Annotated in this window: 21 protein-coding genes, 1 tRNA gene and 1 pseudogene; 18 read left to right on the forward strand and 5 right to left on the reverse strand. The window is 38.5% G+C overall.

All coding sequences use genetic code 11. From position 1 onward, the window contains the following. Positions 1–55 precede the first annotated feature (55 nt). The 9 genes and pseudogenes from JO40_RS10590 (at position 56) to mfd (ending at position 11,085) form a co-directional block, all read left to right on the forward strand. Positions 56–997 (forward strand): 2-keto-3-deoxygluconate permease, encoded by a 942-nt coding sequence (locus tag JO40_RS10590; RefSeq protein ID WP_044979312.1) that lies wholly within the window; start codon positions 56–58, stop codon positions 995–997. Further along, positions 994–2,229 carry a four-carbon acid sugar kinase family protein gene (locus JO40_RS10595; RefSeq protein ID WP_044979313.1) on the forward strand — a complete coding sequence of 412 codons (1,236 nt, stop codon included), beginning with the start codon at positions 994–996 and terminating at the stop codon, positions 2,227–2,229. Before JO40_RS10590 ends, JO40_RS10595 begins: the two co-directional genes overlap by 4 nt. Next, the gene (pdxA, locus tag JO40_RS10600) at positions 2,226–3,194 is read left to right on the forward strand and encodes a 4-hydroxythreonine-4-phosphate dehydrogenase PdxA (RefSeq protein WP_044979804.1); all 969 of its coding nucleotides are present in this window, start codon (positions 2,226–2,228) and stop codon (positions 3,192–3,194) included. Before JO40_RS10595 ends, pdxA begins: the two co-directional genes overlap by 4 nt. Positions 3,195–3,212: 18 nt before the next feature. After that, positions 3,213–3,518 (forward strand): UxaA family hydrolase, encoded by a 306-nt coding sequence (locus JO40_RS10605; RefSeq protein WP_044979314.1) that lies wholly within the window; start codon positions 3,213–3,215, stop codon positions 3,516–3,518. Next, a complete protein-coding gene (locus tag JO40_RS10610) occupies positions 3,515–4,672 on the forward strand; it encodes a UxaA family hydrolase (protein WP_044979315.1) in 1,158 nt (385 codons plus the stop codon). The genes JO40_RS10605 and JO40_RS10610 overlap by 4 nt, the downstream gene beginning before the upstream one ends. Positions 4,673–4,833: 161 nt before the next feature. Then, positions 4,834–5,607 (forward strand): DeoR/GlpR family DNA-binding transcription regulator, encoded by a 774-nt coding sequence (locus JO40_RS10615; RefSeq protein ID WP_044979316.1) that lies wholly within the window; start codon positions 4,834–4,836, stop codon positions 5,605–5,607. A 179-nt stretch (positions 5,608–5,786) separates the two neighbouring features. After that, positions 5,787–6,851: a flagellar motor switch protein FliG gene (locus tag JO40_RS10620; RefSeq protein ID WP_044979805.1), complete on the forward strand. Its 1,065-nt coding sequence runs from the start codon at positions 5,787–5,789 to the stop codon at positions 6,849–6,851. A gap of 65 nt (positions 6,852–6,916) precedes the next feature. Further along, a complete protein-coding gene (locus JO40_RS10625) occupies positions 6,917–7,618 on the forward strand; it encodes a tetratricopeptide repeat protein (RefSeq protein WP_044979317.1) in 702 nt (233 codons plus the stop codon). Beyond that, a pseudogene (gene mfd, locus JO40_RS10630) lies at positions 7,619–11,085 on the forward strand (transcription-repair coupling factor). It abuts the gene before it with no gap. Between the two features lie 221 nt (positions 11,086–11,306). Here mfd and JO40_RS10635 read toward each other — a convergent pair. The 3 genes from JO40_RS10635 to JO40_RS10645 all read right to left on the reverse strand — a co-directional run bounded on the left by JO40_RS10635 (position 11,307) and on the right by JO40_RS10645 (position 13,074). Then, positions 11,307–11,378: transfer RNA gene (locus tag JO40_RS10635), tRNA-Gly, on the reverse strand. A gap of 98 nt (positions 11,379–11,476) precedes the next feature. Then, positions 11,477–12,553, reverse strand: a complete 1,077-nt coding sequence (locus tag JO40_RS10640) for a Gx transporter family protein (protein WP_084224539.1) — start codon at positions 12,551–12,553, stop codon at positions 11,477–11,479. Next, the gene (locus JO40_RS10645; protein WP_044979807.1) at positions 12,535–13,074 is read right to left on the reverse strand and encodes an FKBP-type peptidyl-prolyl cis-trans isomerase; all 540 of its coding nucleotides are present in this window, start codon (positions 13,072–13,074) and stop codon (positions 12,535–12,537) included. The genes JO40_RS10640 and JO40_RS10645 overlap by 19 nt, the downstream gene beginning before the upstream one ends. Before the next feature lie 138 nt (positions 13,075–13,212). On the opposite strand from JO40_RS10645, the gene JO40_RS10650 reads away from it, so the two are divergent. The 8 genes from JO40_RS10650 to ruvB are packed head-to-tail and all read left to right on the forward strand — an operon-like array spanning position 13,213 to position 22,892. Then, positions 13,213–13,620: a hypothetical protein gene (locus tag JO40_RS10650; protein WP_044979318.1), complete on the forward strand. Its 408-nt coding sequence runs from the start codon at positions 13,213–13,215 to the stop codon at positions 13,618–13,620. A gap of 41 nt (positions 13,621–13,661) precedes the next feature. Beyond that, positions 13,662–14,021 carry a hypothetical protein gene (locus tag JO40_RS10655; protein ID WP_044979319.1) on the forward strand — a complete coding sequence of 120 codons (360 nt, stop codon included), beginning with the start codon at positions 13,662–13,664 and terminating at the stop codon, positions 14,019–14,021. Between the two features lie 27 nt (positions 14,022–14,048). Next, a complete protein-coding gene (locus JO40_RS10660) occupies positions 14,049–15,620 on the forward strand; it encodes a spiro-SPASM protein (protein ID WP_044979320.1) in 1,572 nt (523 codons plus the stop codon). Continuing rightward, positions 15,595–16,548 carry a glycosyltransferase family 2 protein gene (locus JO40_RS10665; RefSeq protein WP_044979321.1) on the forward strand — a complete coding sequence of 318 codons (954 nt, stop codon included), beginning with the start codon at positions 15,595–15,597 and terminating at the stop codon, positions 16,546–16,548. The genes JO40_RS10660 and JO40_RS10665 overlap by 26 nt, the downstream gene beginning before the upstream one ends. Next, on the forward strand, positions 16,545–19,187 hold the full coding sequence (locus tag JO40_RS10670) for a cytidylyltransferase domain-containing protein (protein WP_044979322.1): 2,643 nt from the start codon (positions 16,545–16,547) through the stop codon (positions 19,185–19,187). The genes JO40_RS10665 and JO40_RS10670 overlap by 4 nt, the downstream gene beginning before the upstream one ends. Then, a complete protein-coding gene (gene glpK, locus JO40_RS10675) occupies positions 19,184–20,674 on the forward strand; it encodes a glycerol kinase GlpK (protein WP_044979323.1) in 1,491 nt (496 codons plus the stop codon). Before JO40_RS10670 ends, glpK begins: the two co-directional genes overlap by 4 nt. Before the next feature lie 3 nt (positions 20,675–20,677). Next, positions 20,678–21,853, forward strand: coding sequence for an iron-containing alcohol dehydrogenase (locus JO40_RS10680; protein ID WP_044979324.1), 1,176 nt, complete (start codon positions 20,678–20,680; stop codon positions 21,851–21,853). Positions 21,854–21,860: 7 nt separating this feature from the next. After that, on the forward strand, positions 21,861–22,892 hold the full coding sequence (gene ruvB, locus JO40_RS10685; protein ID WP_044979325.1) for a Holliday junction branch migration DNA helicase RuvB: 1,032 nt from the start codon (positions 21,861–21,863) through the stop codon (positions 22,890–22,892). A gap of 74 nt (positions 22,893–22,966) precedes the next feature. On the opposite strand, the gene JO40_RS15365 is transcribed toward ruvB, so the two are convergent. Next, positions 22,967–23,182, reverse strand: a complete 216-nt coding sequence (locus JO40_RS15365; RefSeq protein ID WP_084224540.1) for a DUF3160 domain-containing protein — start codon at positions 23,180–23,182, stop codon at positions 22,967–22,969. Between the two features lie 222 nt (positions 23,183–23,404). Continuing rightward, on the reverse strand, positions 23,405–23,995 hold the full coding sequence (locus JO40_RS10690) for a GntR family transcriptional regulator (RefSeq protein ID WP_338065257.1): 591 nt from the start codon (positions 23,993–23,995) through the stop codon (positions 23,405–23,407). Between JO40_RS10690 and secA the strand changes: the two genes are divergently transcribed. Next, positions 23,934–26,699 (forward strand): preprotein translocase subunit SecA, encoded by a 2,766-nt coding sequence (gene secA, locus JO40_RS10695; RefSeq protein WP_044979326.1) that lies wholly within the window; start codon positions 23,934–23,936, stop codon positions 26,697–26,699. The two genes, JO40_RS10690 and secA, sit on opposite strands and share 62 nt — an antisense overlap. The last annotated feature ends 19 nt before the right edge of the window (positions 26,700–26,718 follow it).

Here is a 26,718-nt window from a genome sequence, read left to right on the forward strand (position 1 = left end):
ACATAAAAGAACATAAAAACACAAATGTTTTTTTTGTGAAATTTTGGAGGTTATTGTGAAAATTTTGTCGTCAATTAAAAAAATTCCAGGCGGTTTAATGGTTGTTCCTTTGCTTATAGGGGCTATTATGAATACTTTTGTTCCCGGTGCACTTCAAATAGGGGGCTTTACCACTGCGCTGTTTAAACAAGGTGCTATTGCTTTAATAGCTCTCTTTGTTTTATGTAACGGCGCTCAAATCAATGTAAAGCAAGTTGGCCGGCCTCTTATAAAAGGGATCGCTTTGACAGCAATCAAATTTTTCTTGGGAGCTCTTCTTGGCTGGTTGATTAATAAGATTTTCGGTATGGCAGGAATTTTGGGTATAACTCCGCTTGCAATCGTTGCTGCTCTTACAAATTCAAATGGAGGACTGTATGCAGCTCTTGCCGGTGAGTATGGAGATTCATCCGATGTAGGTGCTGTAAGTGTTTTATCATTAAATGACGGCCCCTTCTTTACTATGCTCGCTTTCGGAATAACCGGGATAGCCAATATTCCTTTTATTGCTTTTGTGTCTGTTTTGGTTCCTATTGTTATAGGGTTTATATTAGGAAATTTGGACGAAGATATGAGAAAATTTTTGGCTCAAGGAACAGTTGTTTTGATACCGTTTTTTGCATTTCCTTTAGGGGCTGGTTTGGATCTTAAGTCTATTATAGGGGCAGGACTTCCGGGAATTGTTCTTGGTGTAGTTTGTACATTACTGACAGGTTTAGGCGGCTACTTTATTTCTGCACTTTACAATAAAGGAAAAAGAACGGCCGTTTCAGCTGCAATAGGAACTACTGCCGGAAACGCTGTCGGAACCCCCGCCGTCTTGGCCTTAGCGGATTCTAATTTATTGCCGTATGTTGAAGTTTCTACTGCACAAATCGCTGCTGCTATTATCGTAACGGCTATTTTATGTCCATTGCTGGTTTCCGTATTGGCAAAACGTGAAAAAAAGGCATTATGAAAAACAAGAATAGCAAATATTTAATCATTGCTGATGATTTTACCGGAGCAAACGATACAGGCGTGCAGTTGAAAAAAAGAGGATTCGCAACCAAGGTTGTTTTTTCTTCATCTTCCGTTGATGCCGGCGACAAGTATCTGGTGTTTGATACTGAAACTAGAGCTATACCAAAACAAGATGCTTATAAAAAGCTCAAATCTAATATGTTAGAATTAGTTTCTAAACATGAATTTGATATAATTTATAAGAAAGTAGATTCAGCTTTGCGGGGTAATATTGTAGATGAGGTTTTAGCCATAGTAGAAGTATATAAACCTGAGGTAGTTTTGTTTGCTCCGGCTCTTCCAAAACTTGGTCGGACTACTCAAAACGGAATTCAGAAAATACATAATACACGGCTTATGGAAACCGAGTTTGTAAGAGATCCTATAAATCCCATAGTATCCGATAACATAACTGATATATTAAAAGAAATTTCAGGGAGTCCTGTGCGGCATATAAGTTTGACGGAATTGTATTCAAAAGATACGATCATAAATGCTGATTGTTTATATTATACATTTGATGCAAGCACTGTTGAAGATATGGAGCAAATAGCAAAAATCGGATTATCAAATACTAAAAAAACATTATGGATAGGCTCGGCAGGTTTGGCTGAAGGAATTTTTAATGTTTTATATCCGCAAAAGCCTTCGCTGGTAATTGTCGGCAGTACCAGTCAAAAAAGCATTGAACAGTTAAATTATGCAAAAAAACAGGGGCGGTATATATTGGAACTTGATATTCCTAAGATTATGGAATCAGGTATTTATGATTCCGTATTTGAAAATGCCGTTTCAGTTTTAAAGAAAAATCAAGATTTGATTATTACCTCTTGTTTTTCCGAAACATCTTTTAACGAAGTTGTCAATTATGCAAGTAAAAAAGGCATTACTAAACAAGAGACGGCAGGTATTGTTAGAAACATATTAGGCGAAATTACAAAAAAAATACTTGCCGATGTAGAAATAGGAGGTCTTTTTTTAACGGGAGGTGATACGGCTATATCTATTATGCATAATTTAAATACACAAGGTGTTGAAATTTTACATGAAGTTACACCTGGTGTTATTGCTTCACGATTATTGGATGGGTTATACAAGGGGCTTGTTATAATGACAAAAGCAGGTTCCTTTGGCGAAGAAGATACTATTGATAAGTGTATTTTGAAAATGAAGGAGGTGATAATTTGAATTATTTAGGAATTACCATAGGTGATCCGGCCGGGATAGGACCTGAGATATCTTTGAAAATGTTGGATAAGTATGCAGACTACAAGAATTCGGTCATTCTGTATGGAAGTATATCTATACTCGAGTATTATAAAAATATATTACATCTTACCTCTGATTTTTCTTTGATAACAAACCCGAATGAATTTCAAAAAGGAAAAATCAATATTATAAATGTAGTCGATTTAGATACCAGCAGCATATCCATAGGAAATGTGTCGGGCATATGCGGAAGATGTGCTTACTTGTATGTAGAGAAAGCTATTCACGATGCATTGGAGGGTAAAATAAAAGCTGTGGTAACTGCTCCGCTAAATAAAGAAGCTTTAAACAAAGGAGGCTATGCTTATGAGGGACATACGGAAATATTTGCAAAATTGACAAATACTAAAAAATATGCAATGATGCTCTGGAGTGAAAAATTATCCGTAATTCATGTATCAACTCATTGCTCATTAAAAAATGCTTGCGAGAGGGCTACAAAAGAAAGAGTTTTTGATACAATCGAGTTGGCTCAAAATGGTTTACAAAAGATGGGAGTTAAAAATCCAAGAATTGCTGTGGCAGGATTAAATCCTCATAGCGGTGAATCCGGCCTTTTCGGGAGTGAAGAAATAGAACAAATTCTTCCTGCAATAAATGAAGCGAAAAAAAAAGGCTGGAATGTAGACGGACCTATTTCACCTGATGTTGTATTTTTAAAAGCATATAAAGGTGATTATGATATTGTAGTTGCAATGTACCATGATCAGGGGCATATTCCATTAAAACTATTGGCTTTTGGTAATGGAGTGAATATTACCTTAGGTCTGCCGATTGTTAGAACATCCGTTGACCACGGAACTGCATTTGATATTGCAGGGAAAGGAATCGCAAATGAAGAAGATTTATTCTATGCCTTGAGTGTAGGAAAAAAATTTATATAATAAAAAGGAGTAAACAGTATGGAAGAAAACGAAATTATAAATGCAATTATTATTACTGATAGCGATGATGTTGTTACGGCTATAACCGATCTGAAAAAAGGAGATACGGTAAGATATTTATCGGGTAAGAAACTTTTAAAGGAATTTACTTTAAAGGATGATATTCCTTTCGGTCACAAAGCTGCTGTAAGAGATATTGCATGTAAAAGCGATGTAATTAAATATGGAGAAAGTATAGGCAGGGCTACTAAAGATATTTTAATTGGTCAACATGTTCATATTCACAATTTAGAAAGTAAAAGAGGAAGAGGAGACTTAAAATGAAATTCATGGGTTACAGAAGAAAAGACGGTAAGGTCGGTATCAGAAATCACGTACTGGTTTTGGCAACAAGTGTATGTTCAAATAAAGTTGCTGAAGATATTTCAAGAGCTGTTGAAGGAACCACATTCATCAATAATACATATGGATGCTGCCAATTAGGTGTTGACTTCACTTTGACAAGAAGAACAATTGTAAATACATGCTTACATCCAAATGTCGGAGCCGTATTGGTAGTAGGCTTAGGTTGTGAAGGCCTTGAACCTTTAGACATTTATGAGAGTATTAAGGAATCCGGAAAACCTGTAGAAATGTTGACAATTCAGGGAGAAAAAGGAACGCTGAATGCTTATGCAAAGGGTGTATCGATTGCCAGAAAATTTGTTCAAGAAATTTCCTCTATGCAAAAGGAATGCTGTGATATTTCTGAAATTATTTTAGGTATGGAATGCGGCGGTTCCGACACGACATCGGGGCTGGCATCTAATCCCACTTGCGGCATTTGCTCCGATAAAATGGTTGAACTGGGCGGAACAAGTATATTATCTGAAACGACTGAATTTATTGGGGCAGAACACGTTGTTGCCAAAAGAGGAAAAACGGAAGAAATATCGAAGAGAATTTTGGAATTGGTACGTAACTGTGAAAAAAAGGCAATGAGTCTTGGGGTTGATATTCGAGGCAGTCAGCCTACACCCGGAAATATTGTTGGAGGGCTTACTACTATAGAGGAAAAATCTTTAGGCTGTATTCATAAATCAGGGACGAAAGAATTTCAAGGCGTGTTGGATTATGCCGATATTCCTGACTCTCATGGCTTATTTATAATGGATACACCTGGACAGGATATTGAATCGATTACAGGTATGGTAGCTGGAGGTGCTCAAGTTATTATTTTTACTACAGGCCGAGGCAGTCCGACAGGAAATCCTATTGCTCCGGTAATTAAGCTTACCGGTAATAAGAATACATTTGAAGCGATGCAGGATAATATAGATTTTGATGTTTCCGATATTATTCTTGGTAAAGAATCTATCCATGATGCCGGAGAAAGATTATTTGAAGAAATTTTACATGTGTGCAATGGAAAAATAACGAAAGCTGAAGCTTTGAAGCATAAGGAGTTTGGAGTTCTTAGATTAGCATCGACTTTTTAAACATAAGACTTTTTTAAATACTTAATATTTTCATATTTTAAGGCAAATTTTTAATATTTTGACTAGGTTATTGCATTTAAGTGTTGTTTATTGTACATAATTATATTCTATAACAAGAAAAAATATGCTATAATTATAAAAATGGTAAACAGGAATTATTTATGTATGTCGAAGAAAGATTAGAATTAATTTTAAAAGATTTAAACAGATATGGAAAATTAAATGTAAAGGACCTTTCAGAAAAATTTAAAGTAACGCCTATGACTATTAGAAGAGATTTGAGTATTCTTGAAGAAAAGGGATTACTCTTAAAAAGTTACGGCGGGGCACTTTCAAAAGAATCTTTGTCACATGATAAATTATATTCGACAAGAAAAAAGGAAAATTTGCCGGTAAAGAAAAAGATTGCGGCAGAGGCTTTGTTATTTATTAAAAATGGAATGACAATCCTTCTTGATGCAGGCACTACAAATTATGAACTTGCTAAATTTTTAGTTGAAAGTTCAATTAAAGATTTAGTTATTATAACTAATGATTTAAAGATAGCTTGTGTTTTAGCAGAAAAACAATTCTTTCAGATTGTAATGCTAGGCGGTATTATTGAAAATGAAAATATTTTGACCTGTGGGTCTATGGCTGTTTCCATGCTTAAAGATTTTGAAATAGATGCCTGTTTTGTAGGAACTCAATCTATTAGTAATAAATTTGAGATTCGGACTCCAAATATAGCAAAAGTTGAGTTAAAAAAAACATACATCGAAAAATCACAACAAAGATTTTTATTGACGGATAGCAGTAAATTTGAAAAATCAAAATTATACAAAATTTGTGATTTAAAAGATTTTCATTATATTATTACAGATAAAAAAATGAACCTATCTGAAAAAAACTATATAAAAAAATATAAGATAGCATGGGTTTCAATTGATCCATAAGTCTGCTTAATGATAGAAAAAACAAAAATTAAATACGGCGAGATAAAATTTTGAATTTGCGATACTAGAGGGGCTAACTTAACAAAATTGACTATTGAGTTTTAATGAAAATATTGATAATTTCATCTTATACTTGTTCTTTTAGGCTAATCCGTGCTATAATAATCTTCGAGGTTTTTATGAGCGATATTGAAAGTCAAATGCTAAAGAAGGGGCTTATAAAAGTCCCCGTTGCCGAAAGCGCCGGAAAAGAAAGTCCCTATAAGAAAGTTGCTAAATTCCTTTTTATAATAGGAGCGGAGCAGGCTGCCGATATTTTACGCCAGCTTACCAAAGAGCAAATAGACAAGGTTGTAGCAGAGCTTGTTACGGTTCAATCAATAGATAAAAAAGAAGCCTATGATATTCTAAACGAATTTAACGATATCTATAATAAAAACAAAAATCTTTTAGGCGGTGTCGATACGGCTAAAACCATTTTAACTGAAGCCTTCGGTGAGGCCAAGGCCGAACAGATTCTTGAAACTGCTGTTCCTCCTAAAATGCCTAAACCTTTTGAATATCTTGAAGGAATGGATAATGACCGTTTGACGCGAATTTTACAAGGTGAGCTTCCTGCTACAAAGGCTATAGTTCTTTCCCAGTTGGAGCCTAAGCAGGCTGCGGCCTATATAAGTTCTATCGAAGATGAAGACGAAAAAAAAGACATTGTCTTACGCCTTGCAAAACTTAAAAAAATAGATGCTGAAGTTCTTACTCAGGTAAGTGAGGCCTTAAAAAAGAAACTTGCCGACGTAAATTTAAACCGCACAAGCTCTGTTGACGGTGTTTCCGTATTGGCCGATATCTTACGCAAACTCGATTATGAGACCGGCTCAAGCATCTTGGATTCTCTTAATCTTGAAGATGAGAATCTGACCGAAACTATAAAACGCAAACTTGTTACCCTTGATGATGTTATAAATATGTATCCAAAGCATATTCAATATCTAATCTCTCCTATGACCGATAAGGAATTGGCTCTTTTAATACATAAACAAAGTGAAGAATTCAGAAAGGTAATATTGGCGAATATGTCTAAAAGCAGGGCAGCCTTAGTTCTCGATGAAGAGCAGTATATGGGGCCTGTTCTTAAGAGGGATTTAAATAATGCCGTTGACCACTTTTTAGCCCGAGTTAAAAATGAAGCGGAACGGGGAAGAGTTACTATAGTAAAAGATGAAGACGATAAGTTTGTGTATTAGATATCTAAAGATTCCCCCGATTGAATAAAATAAAAATTTATGTAAAATGATAGATGGAGAAAACTATGATAACCGGAAAACGTTTTAAATTTATTCTATTGACTTTTATTTTTGCTGCAGGCCTTTTTTTTATACGGGACGGCCGCTTTTTTTCACAGGCCGGTATTCTTTTTGCGCAGGATAAGCCTGATGCATTGAAGCTATATAGAAACGGCAGAAGTCTTGATTCCATAGGAAGAAGGGAAGATGCCCGAACAGCTTATCTATCCGCCATAGAAATTTGCCGTAATGAATTAAAGGTAAATTCCAAAAATATGGATTCTTATGCCGTATATACATGGTGCCTTTTTAGATTGGGACGATACAAGGACACCGAGTTAGTTTGTAATGATGCCCTAAAAATCGGAAAAGATGCCAGAATTATTGAAACCTTGGGAGAGGCTCAGTTTTTCCTTGGGAATTATAAAGACTCTTTGAGGAACATGGAGATGTATATCGAGATGGCTCCCAACGGCGAGCGTATAAGCGTTGCCCATTTTTTTGTCGGAGAGATTTACCGAAACACAAAAAAATATCATAAAGCCGATATTGCCTATTCCATTTCAGTGCACTTGGAACCATCCAATTCTCTTTGGTGGTATAGATTAGGCATAGTCCGTGAAGCGGCCGGAGAAAAAGCCGGAGCTGCTCTTGCCTATCAAACAGCGGTAAGACTCCGTCCTAATTTTAAGGAAGCGGCCGAAGCCCTTAATCGGGTAAAAATGTAAATGCCCCTGCCTATAATAGATTCCTTACAAAATTCTATCCGCTCATGGAAGGATATGAAAAATGCTTTCGATGAGATAGATCAAAATTCTTATCCCTACAACATTACAGGAATTTCGGGAGGCCTTTTCGGCTTTTTTTTAACGGAATATTTGTACAAGACCCGTAAACCTGTCCTCGTGGTAGTTCCGACAGAAAAGGAAGCGGAGGCCGTAAGAGCCGACTTGGATTTTTCCGGAATAGAAAATTTTGTCTTGCCTTGGTGGGGCTCTCTTGCCTATAGGCCTATTTCGCCGACGGCCCCCGTGTTTTCCGAACGGGCAGAAGTGCTGATCCGTTTGTTGGAAGCAGGGAGTGAATCTTATACAAAAAACAAACCTCCGGTTTTTATTACCTGCCAGCGTTCCTTTTTAACTCCGATTCCTCCTGCCGATTATTTAAAACAAAACAATATAGAAATCGCTGCGGGTTCAAGCCTTGATATTTTAAGCGTTACAGAGCTTTTAACTCTTTGGGGATATATAAGGGTTCCGCGTGTAAGTGTGAGGGGCGAGTTTGCTCTTCGTGGAGAAGTATTGGATATCTGCCTAGCTTCCAATTCGGGATCGGAAAAAACGGCTTACCGAATTCAATTTGATTTTGATAAGGTCGAAAAAATAAAGAGCTTTGATATAGCAAGCCAAGGCTCTTTGGAGGAACATAAAAAAATTAACCTCTATCCCGTAAAGGAAGTAATTTGGAATGATGAGCGTATCGGCTGCTTGGAAAAAAATTTAAAAACCTATTCGGAATTTTCAGAAAACATTTTAAAAATTATTGATGCGTTAAAAGAATATAAAACCTTCGAGGGAGAAGAAATTTTTTATCCTCTTGCGTTTCAAAAATCTTCTTCCGTTTTGGAATATGCGGAATTAAATGACATTCCCGTATTTTATTCCGATTATGACAGGCAAAAAAATTCTTCGGATATTTTACTTAGAGAATATATGGGGCTTTATAAAAAAACAAAAATTCAATTTGACGAAAATGAAAAACGAAGAGCTTTAATTTCAGAATATCCCGAACCTCAACGCATCTTGCTTCAATTTGAAAGCAATGTGCAAAAATATAATAAGTCTATCTTTTTTCGAACCTTAGCCGAACAAGAATATAAAAATAAAACTCTCACATTTAAAACCGATCCGCCCCGCAGTTTTTTTGGGAACATAGTCTATTTACGCGAAGAATTAAATAATCTTTTAAATGATAATTGGTCTATATTCGTATTTGCCGAAAGTGATAATCAAGCCCTTCGTATCGAAGAGATTCTGCACGAAGACAGAATAAAAATTTTACCGTATAACCTTTCAGGCGGTTTCGGTATTCCTGATCTAAAAATTTTGGTAATCCACGAAAATGAAATTTTCGGCCGCCGCCGAAGAATTCCAAAATCGGTAAAGACCGCAAAAAGTTCGGTTATCGATACCTTTATCGAATTAAATCCGGGAGACTATGTTGTTCATGTAAATTACGGCATAGGTAAATTCCGCGGTATTGAACGTGTTAAAATTTTGGATACGGAAAGAGATTATATAAATCTTTTATATGCAAATGATGAAACAGTTTTTATTCCGATTGAGCAGGCCGACCTTGTTCAGCGTTATATAGGAAACGAAGGAGAGGCTCCTCATCTCGATATCCTCGGCTCAAAGTCTTGGGAGAACAGAAAGAACAAGGTAAAAAAATCGGTTGAAGATATAGCCTCAAAACTCATCGATCTTTATTCTAAAAGGAAGGCAAGTACGGGCTTTGCTTTTCAAAAAGATGATGAATGGCAGACCGCCTTTGAAGCGGCTTTTCCTTATGAAGAAACCGATGACCAGCTTACCTGTATCGCCGAGGTAAAGGAGGACATGGAAAAACCCGTTCCCATGGATAGACTTATCTGCGGAGATGTAGGTTACGGTAAAACAGAAGTTGCAATGCGGGCCGCCTTTAAGGCTGTCATGAGCGGTAAGCAGGTTGCCTTTTTGTCCCCCACAACTATTTTGACCGAGCAGCATTTTGAAACCTTGGACAAGAGATTTAAAAACTTCCCAGTAAAATCAGCCCGCCTTTCCCGATTCGTTCCAAAGGGTGAACAAAAAAAATTCTTGAAAAACTAAAAAACGGGGATGTGGATATTCTGGTCGGAACTCACCGTATAATTCAAAAGGATGTTGTCTTTAAAGACTTAGGTTTGATGATTGTCGATGAAGAGCAGCGTTTCGGTGTTAAGGATAAAGAAAGATTAAAACAGATGAAGCACAATGTGGATTGCCTTTCCCTTTCTGCAACTCCCATTCCTAGAACTCTTCATATGTCGCTTTTAAAAATAAGAGACATGAGTGTAATTGCAACTCCTCCTCAAAATAGAAAGCCTGTTGAAACGGTTATCGCCGAGTTCAATGCGGAAAAAGTTGCCGAAGTTATAAGACGGGAATCGGAGAGAGGAGGACAGGTTTTTTATCTTCATAACAGGGTTGAAAGTTTAGATGAAACTCTTTTTATGCTTCAATCTCTTTTGCCTGAGATTATGATTGAAACGGCACACGGCCAAATGCCTCCAGACAAATTAGAAGAAATTTTTGAACGCTTTAGTTTAGGCGGCTTTCAGGTTTTAATTGCTACCACCATTATCGAAAACGGCATTGACATTCCAAATGCCAATACCATTATCATAGATAGGGCTGACATGTACGGTATTTCCCAGCTTTATCAGTTGAGGGGAAGGGTAGGCCGCTCCGATAAAAAAGCTTATGCCTATCTGTTGTATCCTGACGATAAGGCTCTTTCCGAAATTGCTATGAAGAGGCTTCAAGTTATTTCAGACTTTACAGAGCTCGGTTCCGGTTTTAAGATTGCGATGAAGGATATGGAAATAAGAGGAGCCGGAAATCTTTTAGGCAGGGAACAATCGGGCGATATTTATTCCGTCGGTTTCGATTTATATTTGCGTCTTTTGGACGAGGCTGTTCAAAAACTTCAAAACCAAGATTATGAACCTGTTCAAGAATCCGTTATCGAGCTTGAGTATTCGGGCTTCATACCCGATTCCTATATTTCAAGCCCAGAAACTAAAATGGAAGTTTATAAAAAAATTGCTGCCGTTAAAGTGCAGAGAGACCTCGACAGAGTCTACTCGGAAATCCTTGACCGCTTCGGACCCGCCCCTTCCGAGGTGGAAAGTCTTTTGGCTCTTTCCGAAATAAAAATTATCTGCAATCATCTTTCTATTGCAAGCCTAAAAGAAAGAAAGGCTGCCGTCCGCATAGAGTTTGCCCGAGTTTCAAAAATCTCGGTGGATAAACTTTTGCGCATGATAAAAGAATCTGCTGGCCGTGTCAGCCTTGACCCTAAAGCTCCGAATGTCCTCATCCTCCAAACCGGTAAAATCGGTCTAAAAGAAAAAAGCGAATTCATCCGCGAAAAACTCGGCAGCTTGATGTAGGAAAATTAGCCTCAAAGGTCCTAAGAGCGCAAAGACATAGTTTCACTGTGTCAATAGTTTAAGTATTTATTTTACAGATTAAAAATTTACCGATTTGAAGTTTGTAAACCAAAAAAATATGCGACATTTTATGCGACAGTCCATCAAAAAGAGAAAAGAAAGTGAAGTTTTCAAGGGGTTGAAAACTTGTAAGTCTATACTGGATATAGAGTTACAAAATAAGCGGATGATGGGAGTCGAACCCACGTCTCCAGCTTGGAAGGCTGGGGTAATAGCCGTTATACGACATCCGCAATAACAAGTATTATATAGATTTTTAAAATTTATGTCAATACTTTTTTTTAAAAAAATTGCAGTTACCTACATAAAACATATATTGAGCTTGGCTGTCTTAAAGTTTATTTATGCTCAATAAAACCGAGTCTATGGTGGGAATTATCATTTTAGGTTTGATTTCGTGTTTTACCGATAATAACTTGTAAAAGACATTGAATGCTTCTTGTATTGATTTTCCTATTCGGCTTTTAAAATTCATCTTTGCTTTTAGCATCCATTTTGATATATATATCATTCCTATCAACACAATAGCTTTTTCAAACCCTCTTAATAGGGCTTGATTGGTTATATCGATGCTTCCTATGCTAAAAATTATTTTTCCCATTGGCGGAAAAAGGTTAAACACCGTAATGGCCGTAAACATAAAAATTAAATTTAAAAAATTCAGTTTTTGTTTATCTGCAGCACAAAGAATCAGAGCTGCTCCTAGGACAAGGGCTTGTACGGGTAAAAAAGGAACGAAGAGTAAGATTAAAAAAAGGCTTATTCCGGAACCTATTCTAAGGTATTTATCTCTTAGAATACAGTTTGTTGTTTTTGCCGAGCCGTTTTTATCGTTACCCAGTCTTACCTCTTGTGAATTATCAGGCACAAAATCAAATCTTTCGGCCTTTACCCTTTGGTACCAGACGGATTGTATTTCAAATTCGGAAGCAAACCAGCCTATAGCAACGGCAGTTATGGCACCCAGAGAAAATACAGGCGGAATTATATATACAGCCGATTTTCCGAACATTATCAAGACAGCTAAAAGAAATTGAAGGCTGTTTGAAACAAAGGCGCCTGCTAAACTTATTCCCATAAAAGAAATTGCTTTTCGAGGAATTTTTCTCATGGCATACATTAAAAGACCTGATGAAAATGTTCCTACTGCAGAAAAAAGAAGTACATACGAAAAAAGCGTTCCCGAAATGAGAGCTTGGCCTAAAACCTTTATTGCTAAAAGAAGAATAAAGGCCGGAAAAGAGAATAGATCAATACCTAAAAGAAGGGGCAGATTGGCCAAGCCCATCCTAAAAAAAGGAACGGGCTTGGGTATCATTATCTCGATTGCCGAAAGAAAAAAACAAAATCCTCCAAACAATGGAATAAGGGAATCTGCCTTTTTAGTTTTTAATGACAACCCGAGCATCCGCAGCTGCAAGCATTTTCGTCATATTCATGACCGCACCCGCATCCGCAGCCTCCGGACATTTGCTGAATTAGAGCCTGTAATTCTTCTTCGGAGGTCTTTTTTACCGATAAGACTTTTACATCAAAATGGAGAGTTTCTCCTGCCAGAGGATGATTTGCATCTATGGTAATCTTATCTCCGTCTATGTTTGTAATTCTTACAATTCTGGTGTGATGACCTTCTCCGGCCTCAAAGTCCATACCGACTTCAAGTTTTACACCCTCAGGGAATTGTGCCCTGGTTGTTTCGACTATCAGATCGTCAAAAACTTCACCATAGGCTTCTTCAGGAGGAATAACTTGTTTAAACTCTGCTCCTTCTTCTTTGCCTTCAAGGGCTTTTTCCAAGCCTGAAATAATCATATTATATCCGTGGATATACTCCAATGGACCCATTACATCGGACGAATCAAGAACTTCGCCGTTAGCATCTTTCAGTGTGTATTCCAAACTGACTGTTGTATCTTTTTCTATTTTCATTGTAAAATGATAATACATATTTTATAAACAAAAATCAAGAGTAAAGGCGATACTGCACCTATTGATTTTTTATACAAAATGTTTTAAACTTAATTTAATGCAGTTATTGCAGGTTTCAACAATGTACCGGAGGACAAAATGTTACCTTTTTATTTTCTTTCAATTACAACAAATTTGATTATGGGACTTATTCTCGTATTTTTTGACAGGACTGTTAGAGGTGATGAACCTGCCGACCGCGAAAATAAATATCCTGTTTTAAGGGAGCCGACCTTTTTGCTATTAGTTACCATATTTTCAGGTTTTACGGCAATTTCAAAGATGCTAAGTCCTATTGGAACCAATATAGTAATATTGGGAGATTTTTTACCTGTTGTTGCCGGGCTTGCAGGTTCAATTGTATTTTTGGGAAGATATTTGGAGTCTATTTCTGCTTCTTTACCCGACTTTTTCGGCTTAGTAAAAAATTATGACGAAATAATAGGTTATGTATGTTTGGCTTCTTCTGTCTTGCACCTCTTATTTTCAAAGGCTATCTTTATTTAATATTACCGTATTTGAATTTACAAATAAACGGGTTTTAATTTATGAAGCGGTTAGCTGCTGTTTTCTTATTTTTTATTTTTACAAGCTTTCTGTCATGTTCAAAGGAAGATTCCTTGCAGACATTGGATTTGCCGCCGGATTCGGCTATGAACGATGCAAACCGCTTTGCCCTAATAATTGAAACCTATGTGTCACTTTTAGATAAGCCGGGAAGTGACGGCATAACTATTTCTCATGCCCGAAAATTGGATGTCTTTCCCGTTGAGGGGCTTGAGATTGTAAAAGAAGATGAAGAACAGATTCTTTGGGTTAACTTAGGAAAAGGCTGGATTCAAAGATCAAGTGTTCAGCTTTATTCTTCCAAAGAAAAAGTATTGACTGCGGCTAAAAAATTAAAATAAAGGCATTTTTTTGCCGATATAGGAGCTATGAAGTCTTTTGCTGTTTTATCCGCCTATGATATTTCGGAATATTCGTTTAAAAAACTCGAAAACGGTATCGTACCCTTTGAAGCCTCTTTCCGTGCTGCCGCGGCCTTTCCCGATTGCAAAAAAATAATTGTTTTAACCTCTGCTTCATGTGAAACTAATATCGTTTCCATATTAAAAAATATAAAATCGGATGAGATAAAAATAGAGTGGAAGGTTAAGGTTTTAGAAAAAATAAGTCCCAAACTTGTATTTTCCGAAGCTGCAAAAGAAGCCGAAGCGGGATCTTCCTGTTTTGAAAATGTTTTCTTTTTGCATGGGGATGAGCCCTTTATCGATTTAAGCGCAACGGAAAAACTTTTTAAGCAGCATTTGGAATACAGGGCCGAGTACAGCTTTGCCGACGGATATCCTGAGGGACTTATCCCTGAAATTCTTACCTCAGGTCTTTGTCCGATTCTTGCAAAGCTTTCAGATAATGAAACTTCGTTTGAGCGCTCTTTTATTTTTGATACGATAAAAAAAGAAATAAACAGCTATGATATTGAAACTATGGTAGCCCCCTTTGATTTAAGGCATCTAAGGCTCCGCTTTGCAGCCGACTCAAAACGCAATGCTCTTTTATGCAGCCGTTTTACAGGCATAAATGCGGAAAACTATGCAAAACTGATTGAAGAAAAAAAAGAAGACCTTTTTACTCTTCCTGCATATTATGCCCTCGAAATAAATTCTTCTTATCCCTTGAAGTCAATATATAAGCCTAATAAAGTTTTAGAACTTGAAGAAAAAAGAGAAATGGATAAGGCGGCTCTTTTTTCTCTTATCGAAAAAATTGCGGAATATTCCGATGATGCCGTAATTTCTCTTTCGGTTTTTGGAGAGCCTTCCATGTATCAAGATTGCCTTTCGGTAATCGAAAAAATTTTATCATTTCCTAAGCTATCCGTTTTGATTGAAACTTGCGGTTTATATTGGCCTTCATCATTTATAGAGCGGCTTGAAAAAATTATTGATGTTTCTCCCAAAAGAAAAAACAAGATGCTTCCGGTTTATTGGATTGTATGTATTGATGCGGTCAGTTCAGGAATGTATGCTAAGGTTCACAGTCTTCCTGAAGATGAGGCAAACATTAAATTAAAACAAGCTCTTACTTTTGCTGACAGTGTAAAAAAAGTTTTTCCCGATGCTGTGTGGGCTCAAATTATGCGCATGAATGAAAACGAAATTGAAGTTGAGCCTTTTTACCGTTTTTGGAAAAACTTGGGGGTAAAAGTAATTATTCAAAAATATGACACCTTTTGTAAATTACTTGAGGATAAAAGAGTTGCAGACTTATCTCCTTTTAACCGTCATCCTTGTTGGCATTTAAAAAGGGATATGTATATCTTGGCTGACGGTTCGGTGCCTCTTTGCAAAGAAGATGTTAAAAGGAAAAATATTTTAGGAAATGCTTTTTCAGAAAGTTTAGATTCAATCCGTAAAAAAACATTCGAGGTATATAAAAAGCATTTAGAATGCAAATACGGAGACTTATGCGGAGCTTGCGATGAATACTATACCTACAATTTTTAATGAGCGGAAAATTCCTTATACGGTTTTAGGAAAAAGCTCAGGAGATTTTAAAGTTCAAGTTTCCGTTTTGGTATTAAACCGCGGTGCCCGATATTATCTTTCTTCTCTTTTTCAAAACTTAATATATCTTGGTTTTAATTCTATTGTATTTGTGGACAGCTCTCAAAAAGGATTTGAACTTGAATCCTTGTCTTCTCAATTTCCTGAAGTTAAATTTTTAGTTCCGCTTGAAAAAGTTACTATAGGAGAAATGATTAACCTCGGCATTTCGGAAGTATCTTCGGATTATGTCATGGTTCTGTGGAACGATATGGCTTTATCTTCTTCAAGTTTTCCTATAAGTGTGATAGATACTCTTACCCAATCTGATGTAATATGCACCGCTCCGGTTTTAATCGACGAAAAAAACGCTCTTATTCCCGTTCAGAGTGTTCCCTCTCTTACACGCAGGGATTTTTCGACGGAACAATTTTTGTGCAGAAAAGATTTAACCCATACTATTTATATGTATGATTTTGCCGGTATCTATAATCGGGAAAAATTTATTGAAATAGGAGGATTTGATTATACGATAGACAATCCTTATTGGCAAAATTTGGATTTCGGATTTAGAGCCCATCTGTGGGGTATGGAGATTCTTATTTCAAATTTATATAAAATGAAATATGCCGGAGCCTCTCCCCTTGAAGATGTTTCTGCAGATGATTCTTATATAAAATTTTACTTAAAGAATTTAGCACCTCTTGTAGGTAAAAAAGGAGGGAGCTTGCCTTGGTATTTGTTTTTTTCTTATGCAATAAGATCAGGCTTAAATCCTTTTAAGGCCTATAAACATTTTAAGGCCGTACAAGATTGGGTGCACATAAACAAATACCGTTTTGTAAAATCACCTCAAGATTTAATTTATAAATGGGAGCCTAGAATATGATTGGTCTATATGAAGGCACAGCCGTAATTGTTCAAGCCCGATTGAGTTCTAAGCGCTTGGTTAGAAAAGCATTATTGGACTTGGGTGACAGGCCTATTTTATACAGAGTTTTGGATTCGGTTAGAGAATTACCTGCCGAACATTTTATTTTGGCTTGCGATACCAATTCAAAAAAAGAATTTCAGCCCATAGCCGAATCTTTAGGTTATCTTTGTATTGACGGTTCTGAAGAAGATGTTTTAAAGCGGTTTTGTGATGCAATTACGTTTATCAATTCCAATTTTCCGAATAAACCTTTAAAAGCCATTGTTCGGGTTACAGCCGATAACCCTTTTCTTTTTGTTCAAGCTGCCGAAGCCTCTATGCGGCGTTATTTTGAATTGGGAGAGCCCGATTATTTTACTTATACCGGTCTTCCGCACGGCTCAGGAATAGAAATAATCAAGGCCGATTCTCTTTTAAAGGCCGCTTCTGAAACCGAGGATTATTATGCTCATGAGCATGTAGCTCCTGCAATTTACAGCCGTCCTGATAAGTATAGGTGTATTAGAGAAACAGCACCGGCAGTTTGGTATTATCCCGAATTGCGTACTACCGTTGATACGGCTGAAGACTATGAAAAAGCAAAAGAGGTATATAGGTATTTAAGTTCTCATAAAAAAAAGCAGCCCTTTATGCCTGCCGATATAGTTGAAGCTGTAAGTTATGCCGATAGACTTGTGGTATTTTGTCCTTCGGTTACGCCGGGGCGAGGGAGCGGACATTTACATAGGGTCTGCGATATAACGAGATCTCTTTTAGGAAAATTAAGATGTTTAATTTATATATCTGAATCCGATTATCCTAATTTTTCAAAATCTATTTTAAATTCCATTCCTTCCGAGATAATCATAAATGAATTTCCTAAAAAGGCGGCTCTAATCGTATTGGACAGGTTTAGAACATCTGAAGATGAGATGGCTTTTTATAAAAATAGAGGTCCTGTTATAGTAATCGATGAAGGAGGAACAGGCCGGCGGTTGGCGGATTTTATATTGGACATTCTTCCATCTCTTCGAGGCGCTCTTAGAAGCGACTCTTCTTGCGAAGAAGGTTCATCCCCTGACTGTTCTCCTAATATTTTTTCTCCTGAATTTATTTGTCTTCCCGTTAATCGAAAAAAACATTTTACCTTAAAAACTTTGAGAAAAAGTAAACGTATTCATTTGGACCCGCCGAAAACAAAGGTTCTTGTTGTTTGCGGAGGAGAAAACTCTTATAGAATGACCCTGCCTATTGCCCAAATTTTGGCCTCCTTAAAATTTGATGTTTCGGCAATAGATGTGAATCTAAGTTTTGATGATATAAAAAGGTGTGAGGGGAAGATAAAAGCCTTTTCCCGTATTGAAAATTTACGGGAAAGACTTTATGAATGGGATTTGGTTGTAACCCATTACGGGTTTACGGCTTTTGAGGCCTTAGCTGCAGGATGCTATGTACTTTTGGTTTCTCCGACCGATTACCATTATAAGTTGGGAATATCGGCAGGTTTTACGTCCTTTCCTCCGGGTATACCGTCCGTTATAGACTTTGCAGATATGTTTTCGAGGGGAATAAAAATACCTGCCCTTATTACGCCTCAGTCTGAGAGCAAAGATTTACCTTCCTTGATAAAAAAATTATCCTTCGGCTCAAGGCACTTATGCCCTATTTGCGGGGAAGACGGTACCTTTGAAATTGCAGCCAGAACTCCGGACAGGACTATGGCACATTGTCTCCGCTGCGGAATGTATCATATTTCTTTTATAATAAGTCCTCCAAAACAATATACCAAAACTTATTTTTTTGATGAGTACAAGGCCCAATACGGTAAAACCTATTTAGAGGATTTTGAGTCTATAAGAAAGCAGGGAATGCGCCGAATGGAAATTATAAATCAACTTTATATAGATATTTTTTATCGAAAGAGGGAATACAGTATTTTTGACGGTGAAAAGAAAATATTGGATGTGGGCTGTGCCTACGGCCCATTTGTCCTTGCTGCAAAATATTCGGGCTGGTATGCTGTCGGAACCGATATTTCGGAAGCTGCCGTAAAATATGTAACGGACGAGTTAAAACTGCCGGCCTTTGTTTCGGCCTTTCCAGCTCTTCCGCAATCCTATGAGTATATTTACCAAAAACAAATGACGGGAAACGGATTTGAATCGGTTTCAAGGCCTATCGAAGACGGAGGTTTTGCTGCAGTTACTATGTGGTTTGTTATCGAACATTTTAGGGACTTGGATTCCGTTTTAAAAAAAGTAAACGATCTTTTAATGCCGGGCGGTATTTTTGCTTTTTCAACTCCCAATTTTTCCGGCGTTACAGGAACTTTTTCGCCTTATAAATTTTTTGCAGAAAGTCCGACGGATCATTATTCCATATGGGATGCAAAAACCGTAAAGGACCAACTCAGTATGTACGGCTTTAAGGTTTTAAAGATTGTTTCGATAGGCCATCATCCTGAAAGGTTTAAATGGTGTAAAAATCTTAAAAAGAGCGGAATACTTTGGAACATAGTTATGGCCATAGGAATGGCTATAAGCAAGATGTTTAAACTTGGGGACAGTATGGAAGTTTATGCAATGAAGCAGGGAAGACTGGAGGATATAAAATGAAAAAATATGTTTTAGCCTTTGATCAGGGGACTACGAGCTGCAGGGCAATCTTGTTCGACAAAAACGGAAGAAAAGCTGCGACCGCACAGCAGGAGTTTTCTCAAATTTTTCCTAAGCAGGGCTGGGTCGAGCATGATGCTATGGAAATATGGGGAAAACAAAGCGGGGTAGCCCGTGAAGTTTTGGAGACAAGCGGTGTTTCAACCCAAGAAATTGCTGCAATCGGAATTACAAACCAGCGTGAAACCACAGTTGTCTGGAACAAAAAGACAGGCCGTCCAGTTTATAATGCCATAGTTTGGCAATGCCGAAGAACCGCCGATATTTGCGATGCCCTTAAAGAAAAAGGCCTATCCGATTCTATTAGAAAAAAAACGGGCTTAATAATAGATGCCTACTTTTCAGGCACCAAGATAAAGTGGATTTTGGATAATGTTCCTGAAGCAAGAACTCTGGCCGAAAAGGGCGAGCTTCTTTTTGGGAATATCGACACTTGGCTGATATGGAATTTGACTAGAGGAAAGGTGCATGTAACCGATTATACAAATGCTTCGCGTACCATGCTTTTTAATATTCATACCCTGCAATGGGATAAGGATCTTTTAAAGATTCTGGATATCCCTGAGTCTATGCTTCCCGAAGTTAAGCCTTCAAGTTATGTTTACGGTTATACCGATGAGCATACCTTCGGAGGAGCTAATATTCCGATTGCAGGTGCCGCAGGTGATCAGCAAGCAGCCCTCTTCGGGCAAGCCTGTTTTGAAGAAGGTTCTGCAAAAAATACGTATGGAACCGGCTGCTTTATGTTAATGAATACCGGAGAAAAGATAATAGAATCCGAAAACGGGCTTCTTACAACTATTGCATTCGGTATAGATAATAGTGTAAAATATGCCTTGGAGGGAAGCAGTTTTATAGCAGGTGCTGCAGTGCAATGGCTGAGAGATGAGTTAAAACTTATATATACCGCTCATGAAACGGAATATTATGCAGGGCTTGTAAAAGATACAAACGGTGTTTACTTTGTGCCGGCCTTTTCAGGTCTGGGGGCTCCCTATTGGGATATGTATGCCCGCGGTGCTCTTTTGGGCTTGACAAGGGGGGCAAAAAGAGAGCATATTGTACGTGCGGTCTTGGAAGCCATAGCCTACCAAACAAAGGATGTCCTTTATGCTATGGAAAGAGATTCCAAGATAAACTTAAAATCGCTTAAAGTAGACGGCGGAGCTTGTGCCAATAATTTTTTAATGCAGTTCCAGTCGGATATTTTAAATGTGCCCGTTTTACGCCCCTACGAAAAAGAAACAACGGCCTTGGGTGCTGCGTATCTTGCAGGTCTTGCCGTAGGCTTTTGGAAAGAACAGGACGAAATAAAACGCATACAGGACATCGAAAGGGAATTTAGGCCGGACATGGAAGAAGAAAAAAGAAAAACTCTCTATGCCGGATGGAAAAAAGCTGTAGAACGCTCAATGAAATGGGGGTAGGTTATGTATAATTTTGAATTTGATGTACCGGTTAAAATTTTATTCGGTAAGGGCAGTATTGAGAACCTCGTACCTGAGATTCTCAAATACGGAAAAAGGGTTCTCCTATGTTACGGCGGCGGAAGTATTAAAAGAATGGGGCTTTATGACACAATCGTCAAAAAATTTGATCAGGCAGGGATCTTTTATAAAGAGCTTTCCGGTGTTTCGCCTAATCCCCGAATTGAAGAAGTTGAAGAGGGTATAAAAATAGTCCGCGAACATAAGCTGGATTTTATTCTACCTGTCGGAGGGGGAAGCACAATCGACTGTTCAAAGGCTGTTTCTGCAGGCGTAAATTATGCAGGTGCCCCTTGGGACTTGATTACGGGCAAGGCTGAAATTAAAAACGTACTCCCGATAGGAACGGTACTGACTCTTTCTGCTACAGGCTCCGAGATGAACTGTGGAGCCGTTATTTCAAACCTTAAAACGAAAGAAAAGCTGGGCTTCGCTGCTCCGGTTCTTCTTCCTAAATTTTCGATTCTCGATCCCGAATACACTTATTCGGTTCCTAAGAATCAGACGGCGGCAGGCACGGCCGATATTATGAGCCACACCTTTGAATCTTATTTTACCCTTGATGACGGGGCTTATCTTCAAGACAGGTTTGCAGAAAGCATCTTAAAAACCTGTATCGAATACGGACCCTTGGCTATTAAGAATCCTGAAAACTATGAAGCCCGCTCAAACCTTATGTGGGCAGGTACATGGGCTATAAACGGCCTTTTAACTGACGGCAAAAAAACGGCTTGGTCGGTTCATCCTATGGAACATGAGCTGAGTGCTTTTTATGACATTACTCACGGAGTAGGCCTCGCAATTTTAACCCCTCATTGGCTGCATCATTGCTTAAACGATAAAACCGTTAAAAAGATTGCCGATTACGGTATAAATGTTTGGGGACTTCAAAAAGGAGAAGAAGTTTACAAAACTGCCGAAAAGGCAATAGAGCATACTTCGAACTTTTTTAAATCTCTCGGCATTCCTATGACCCTGAGGGAAGTGGGAATAGGCGAGGAGCATTTAAAAGAAATGGCAGAAGCCGCTGTCGCGCACAGAGGTAAAAACGGAGTTATCTACGGCTTTCAAGAACTTCGTGCCGATGATGTTTATGCAATCTTTAAGGCAGCTCTTTAAGTAAACTATGAGAGATGATTTTGAGGTAGTGCGCCCCGAAGAACAGGCCGGGGACGAAAAGGACAGAGCTCTTCGTCCCCGATCTCTTTTGGATTTTCAGGGTCAGACAAAAGCAAAAGAGAATCTTTCCGTTTTTATAAAGGCTGCCCGCGAAAGGGGAGAAAGCTTAGATCATCTTTTTTTGATAGGCCCGCCGGGCTTGGGAAAAACCACCCTTGCCCAAATTACGGCCAACGAGCTCGGTGTAGACTTTAAGGTTACGGGAGCTCCTGCCCTCGATAAGCCTAAAGATCTCGCAGGAATTTTAACCACCTTGACGGAACGCTCCGTATTCTTTATAGATGAGATTCACCGTTTAAAGCCTGCCATCGAAGAGATGCTCTATATTGCAATGGAAGACTATGAACTTGACTGGATAATAGGGCAGGGGCCGGGAGCCCGCACCGTGCGTATTCCGATTCCGCCTTTTACCCTTGTCGGAGCAACTACGAGGGCAGGCATGGTTTCAAGCCCTCTTATAAGCCGCTTCGGTATTGTTCAGCGTTTTGAATTTTACAGCCATGAAGAACTTGCCTCAATTATAAGCCGTTCCGCTTCAATCCTTGAAATCAAAATAGAAAAGAAGGCCTCTATTGCCCTCGCCAGATGTTCACGCGGTACACCGAGGGTCGCAAACCGTCTATTGCGTCGTATGAGGGACTTTGCCCAAGTTGCAGGCAAAAGCTCAATTGACGAGATGACGGTTGCAGCAGGCCTAAAGCAGCTAAACATCGACGGTCTAGGCCTTGAAACCTATGACAGGCAGATACTCTGCTCCATTATCGAAAATTACTCGGGCGGCCCCGTCGGTGCCGAAACCCTTGCAATTTCGATAGGCGAGTCTCAGGACACCTTAGAGGACTATTACGAACCCTATCTTATTCAGTCCGGCCTCCTCCAGCGCACTCCCCGCGGCCGCATGGTTACCCTTAAAGCATACGAACACCTCGGCCTAAAGCCGCCTAAACTAGGGGATGGGCAAAACGGTCTCTTTGATTAGAAGGGATAACCCAGCTCAATCATAAGCCTCTTTATTCGGCGGGCATTATAATATTTTTTGACCATTCAGGTTTTTTATCTTCTAATTTGAAGGTTGTAGAAATTCTCTTTTAAGCCCGGATATTTTTCATATTCCGATGAGGCTAAAATTTTATCGGCAGCTTTAGACCCTAAGACTTTCATAACATCCAAACCTGACGGTATAAAGCTGTCTTTTACATTTGGAGAAGTCGCCGTTTCCTGTGTATAAGAATCAAAAACAAATCTTTGTCCGAAAAGTTTCCATGATATTCGACGAAATCGCTTATGGGGTTATAAATATCCGACCAAATTTTAAATATTGTTTGGTTCTATTTTGTGCAGGCAGGGTGTGATCTGCAATAAAAGTACTTATGATGATGCACTTTAGACTTTTTCTGTTAAAATTTCTCCTCCGTCGTTTCATTGGAAAGTTTTATAGTTCTTGTTTAAGTCTTTTATGTTTAAAATATAATCCATAATTTTCTCCCGTTATTATTCTTCATCAAAAAGAAGCTTTATGATCTCTAAAAATTCTTTTTGCGTTATCTTTAACCTTTTGGCCTCATCTATAGCCTCGGTTATCTTTTCTTCGATTATACATATTCCAGCTTCCTTGAGCCTTTCAGGATTTTGATAGGCCACAAAGGAACCCTTTCCTTGAACCGAGTCTATAAAGCCGTCTCTTTCCAATTCATCATAGGCTCTCTTGGTGGTAATAACTGAAATTTGTAAATCCTTTGCCAATGTCCTTATAGAGGGGAGGGGAGCTCCTTCTTCTATTTCTCCGTTTAGGATTGCCTTTTTTATAGCAGAATATACCTGTTCGTATATTGGAGCTTGGGATGAATTGGATATAATTATTTTTAAAATTTTCTTACGCCTACTTGAAAAAATAGCAGACCTAAAAAGAAATTTTATAAAATTAAGGAAAACCTCAAAAACTGAAATTTTTCGATGTTTCCTTAAGTAAATACATTTCCCTCTTCTCTTTTTCTTTAAATTTTGATACATTATAAGGTATATGTTAGATTCTATAATTAAAATTCTTTTCGGTTCAAAGCATGAGCGGGATATTAAGGCCATGCTCCCGATTTTACACAAGATAAATGAAAAAGAGGCTTGGGCCCTTTCTCTGTCTGAGGAAGAGTTTAAGGCAAAAACGAATGAGTTTAAAGAACGCTATCAAAAAGGAGAATCCTTGGATTCTTTTATTCCTGAAGCCTTTGCCCTTGCGAGGGAGGCGGCTAGGCGTATATTGGGGGAACGTCCTTACGATGTTCAGATTTTAGGCTCCCTTGTTCTCCATTCAGGTAAGATTGTTGAAATGAAAACGGGCGAAGGTAAGACCCTTATGAGTGTTGCCGCTGCCTACTTAAACAGCCTTACAGGTAAGGGCGTTCATATTGTAACTGTAAACGATTACCTTGCAGAACGGGATGCCGACTGGATGAGACCCGTTTATTCTTATCTCGGTGTAAGTGTCGGTGTCATTCTTTCCAATATGGAAAACGATGCCCGCCGTATAGAATATAACTGCGATATAACATACGGTACCAATAACGAGTTCGGCTTTGATTACCTCCGCGACAATATGCAGATGAGGCTCAAGGACAAGACCCAAAGAGAATTTTCTTTTGCAATAGTAGACGAAATTGACTCTATTTTGATAGATGAGGCTAGAACTCCCTTGATTATTTCGGGGGCTGCCGAAGACGATACAATGCGCTTTTTTGAGGTTGACCGCCTCATAGGTCAATTAAAAGAAGTCGAAAAAAATCCCGAGACGGGCGAGTATCCGAATGAGCTTGAAGGAGAAGAAGTTATCGGAGACTACACGATAGACGAAAAGAGTAAGAGAATTTCCTTTACAGATTCAGGTATGCTCCATATTCAGGATATCCTCCAAAAGCAGGGACTTATCAAAAGCGGAAACCTTTTTGATGAAGAAAACTTTGAATATATTCATTACTTTACCCAATCGGTAAGGGCACATGTTCTTTTTCATATTGATGTGGACTATGTTATTCAAGATGGTCAGGTACAGATAGTAGACGAGTTTACAGGCCGTGTTTTAGAAGGACGCCGTTATTCGGACGGGCTCCATCAGGCTATCGAAGCTAAGGAACATATTAAAATCGCCCAAAGAAACAGAACCCTTGCGACCATTACTTTCCAAAACTTTTTTAGAATGTACGATAAACTTTCCGGTATGACCGGTACGGCAGATACGGAAGCCGTCGAGTTTACAAAAATTTATAAATTGGATGTTGTAGTTATTCCGACCAATCTTCCGGTTGTCCGAAAAGACGAACACGATGTAATCTACCTTAACGAGAATGATAAGTTTGAAGCCCTTTGTACCGAAATAAGCGAGGCTTATAAGAGAGGACAGCCTGTCCTCGTAGGCACGGTTTCGATAGAAAAATCGGAGCTTATTTCAAAACTCTTAACAAAAAGAGGCGTAAGGCATGAGGTTTTAAACGCCAAAAATCACGAGAGGGAAGCTCTTATAATTGCAGAAGCCGGAGCAAAGGGTTCCGTTACCATAGCCACCAATATGGCGGGACGAGGTACTGATATTAAGCTGGGCGGAAGTCCCGAAATGAGGGCTAAAAAACGCACGGGCACAAATCCCAATCCCGACTATTATGAAAAAGTTCTTGCCGAAGAATATGCAAAATGGCAAAGCGACTATAATGAGGTAAAAGAACTAGGAGGCCTTTATGTAATAGGTACGGAGCGTCATGAAAGCCGCCGAATCGATAATCAGCTTCGAGGCCGTTCAGGCCGTCAAGGAGACCCTGGACGCTCCAAATTCTTCCTTTCCCTCGATGATGACCTTATGAGGCTTTTCGGAGGCGAAAACTTAAAAAATGTTATGTCCAAGATAGGAATGAGGGCAGGGGAGCCCATCGAGCATCCTTGGATAAATAAGAGCATCGAAAAGGCTCAGACAAAGGTAGAAAACCGAAACTTCGATATTCGAAAACATTTGTTGGAATATGATGACGTACTAAACGAACAGCGCTCCTTTATCTATGAACAGCGAAATGCAATCCTTGCAGACGAAAATCTTATCGAGCGTATTTACGCAACCCTCGAAGAATTTATAAGCGAGAAATTCGATGAGTATAGTTCAAGCTCAAAGGCAGAAAAAGAAGAGAAAAAACGTCTTATAAAGGATATCTTTAGGGAAAAGTTTGCCTATACTCTGACCGAAGAAGATTTTGCAAACATCGATAAAAAGAATCATGAAGAAGAGATAAACGAATTTGTAGAGCATTTTACAAAGGAGCTTAAAGGAAAAGAAGCTCTTGCAGGTAAAGAAAATCTAAACATGTTTATCCGCTATCAATACTTGCAGGCTATCGACAAAAAATGGCTCGATCATCTTGAAAATTTGGAGTCCTTGCGTGAGGCAGTTTATCTTCGCTCCTACGGGCAAAAAAATCCTTTAACCGAATACAAACTTGAAGGCTTCGATATTTTTTATTCCATGCTCGATGATATAAGAATCGAAATAGCATCCCGTCTTGTTCGGGTTCAAATCAGAACCGAAGAAGAAGCATCTTCGCGCCAAATGCGTTCCATTCAGGGAAATGCTCAGCACAACTCAATGGGAAGTTTTTCGGGTGCAGGGCAGGGAATGGGTCCCACAGCCCTTTCTTCACGAAGCCGTCCTGAAAATGCTCAGGTGGTGCGTGCCGTTCCCAAGGTCGGAAGAAACGAACCTTGTCCCTGCGGCAGCGGAAAAAAATATAAACACTGCTGCGGAAGAAATGGATAATAATCGGTAATGTAGTAAT

It is taken from the genome of Treponema putidum, assembly GCF_000755145.1.
Classification (GTDB): Bacteria; Spirochaetota; Spirochaetia; order Treponematales; family Treponemataceae; genus Treponema_B; species Treponema_B putidum.

What these genes read in the sequence shown, in the direction of transcription:
- JO40_RS10595 (WP_044979313.1), top strand. Translation starts at nt 994, where the DNA reads ATGAAAAACAAGAATAGCAAATATTTAATCATTGCTGATGATTTTACC.
- JO40_RS10605 (WP_044979314.1), top strand. Translation starts at nt 3,213, where the DNA reads ATGGAAGAAAACGAAATTATAAATGCAATTATTATTACTGATAGCGAT.
- JO40_RS10610 (WP_044979315.1), top strand. Translation starts at nt 3,515, where the DNA reads ATGAAATTCATGGGTTACAGAAGAAAAGACGGTAAGGTCGGTATCAGA.
- JO40_RS10615 (WP_044979316.1), top strand. Translation starts at nt 4,834, where the DNA reads ATGTATGTCGAAGAAAGATTAGAATTAATTTTAAAAGATTTAAACAGA.
- JO40_RS10620 (WP_044979805.1), top strand. Translation starts at nt 5,787, where the DNA reads ATGAGCGATATTGAAAGTCAAATGCTAAAGAAGGGGCTTATAAAAGTC.
- JO40_RS10625 (WP_044979317.1), top strand. Translation starts at nt 6,917, where the DNA reads ATGATAACCGGAAAACGTTTTAAATTTATTCTATTGACTTTTATTTTT.
- JO40_RS10640 (WP_084224539.1), bottom strand. Translation starts at nt 12,553, where the DNA reads ATGCTCGGGTTGTCATTAAAAACTAAAAAGGCAGATTCCCTTATTCCA.
- JO40_RS10645 (WP_044979807.1), bottom strand. Translation starts at nt 13,074, where the DNA reads ATGAAAATAGAAAAAGATACAACAGTCAGTTTGGAATACACACTGAAA.
- JO40_RS10650 (WP_044979318.1), top strand. Translation starts at nt 13,213, where the DNA reads ATGTTACCTTTTTATTTTCTTTCAATTACAACAAATTTGATTATGGGA.
- JO40_RS10655 (WP_044979319.1), top strand. Translation starts at nt 13,662, where the DNA reads ATGAAGCGGTTAGCTGCTGTTTTCTTATTTTTTATTTTTACAAGCTTT.
- JO40_RS10660 (WP_044979320.1), top strand. Translation starts at nt 14,049, where the DNA reads ATGAAGTCTTTTGCTGTTTTATCCGCCTATGATATTTCGGAATATTCG.
- JO40_RS10665 (WP_044979321.1), top strand. Translation starts at nt 15,595, where the DNA reads ATGAATACTATACCTACAATTTTTAATGAGCGGAAAATTCCTTATACG.
- JO40_RS10670 (WP_044979322.1), top strand. Translation starts at nt 16,545, where the DNA reads ATGATTGGTCTATATGAAGGCACAGCCGTAATTGTTCAAGCCCGATTG.
- glpK (WP_044979323.1), top strand. Translation starts at nt 19,184, where the DNA reads ATGAAAAAATATGTTTTAGCCTTTGATCAGGGGACTACGAGCTGCAGG.
- JO40_RS10680 (WP_044979324.1), top strand. Translation starts at nt 20,678, where the DNA reads ATGTATAATTTTGAATTTGATGTACCGGTTAAAATTTTATTCGGTAAG.
- ruvB (WP_044979325.1), top strand. Translation starts at nt 21,861, where the DNA reads ATGAGAGATGATTTTGAGGTAGTGCGCCCCGAAGAACAGGCCGGGGAC.
- secA (WP_044979326.1), top strand. Translation starts at nt 23,934, where the DNA reads ATGTTAGATTCTATAATTAAAATTCTTTTCGGTTCAAAGCATGAGCGG.
- JO40_RS10690 (WP_338065257.1), bottom strand. Translation starts at nt 23,995, where the DNA reads ATGGCCTTAATATCCCGCTCATGCTTTGAACCGAAAAGAATTTTAATT.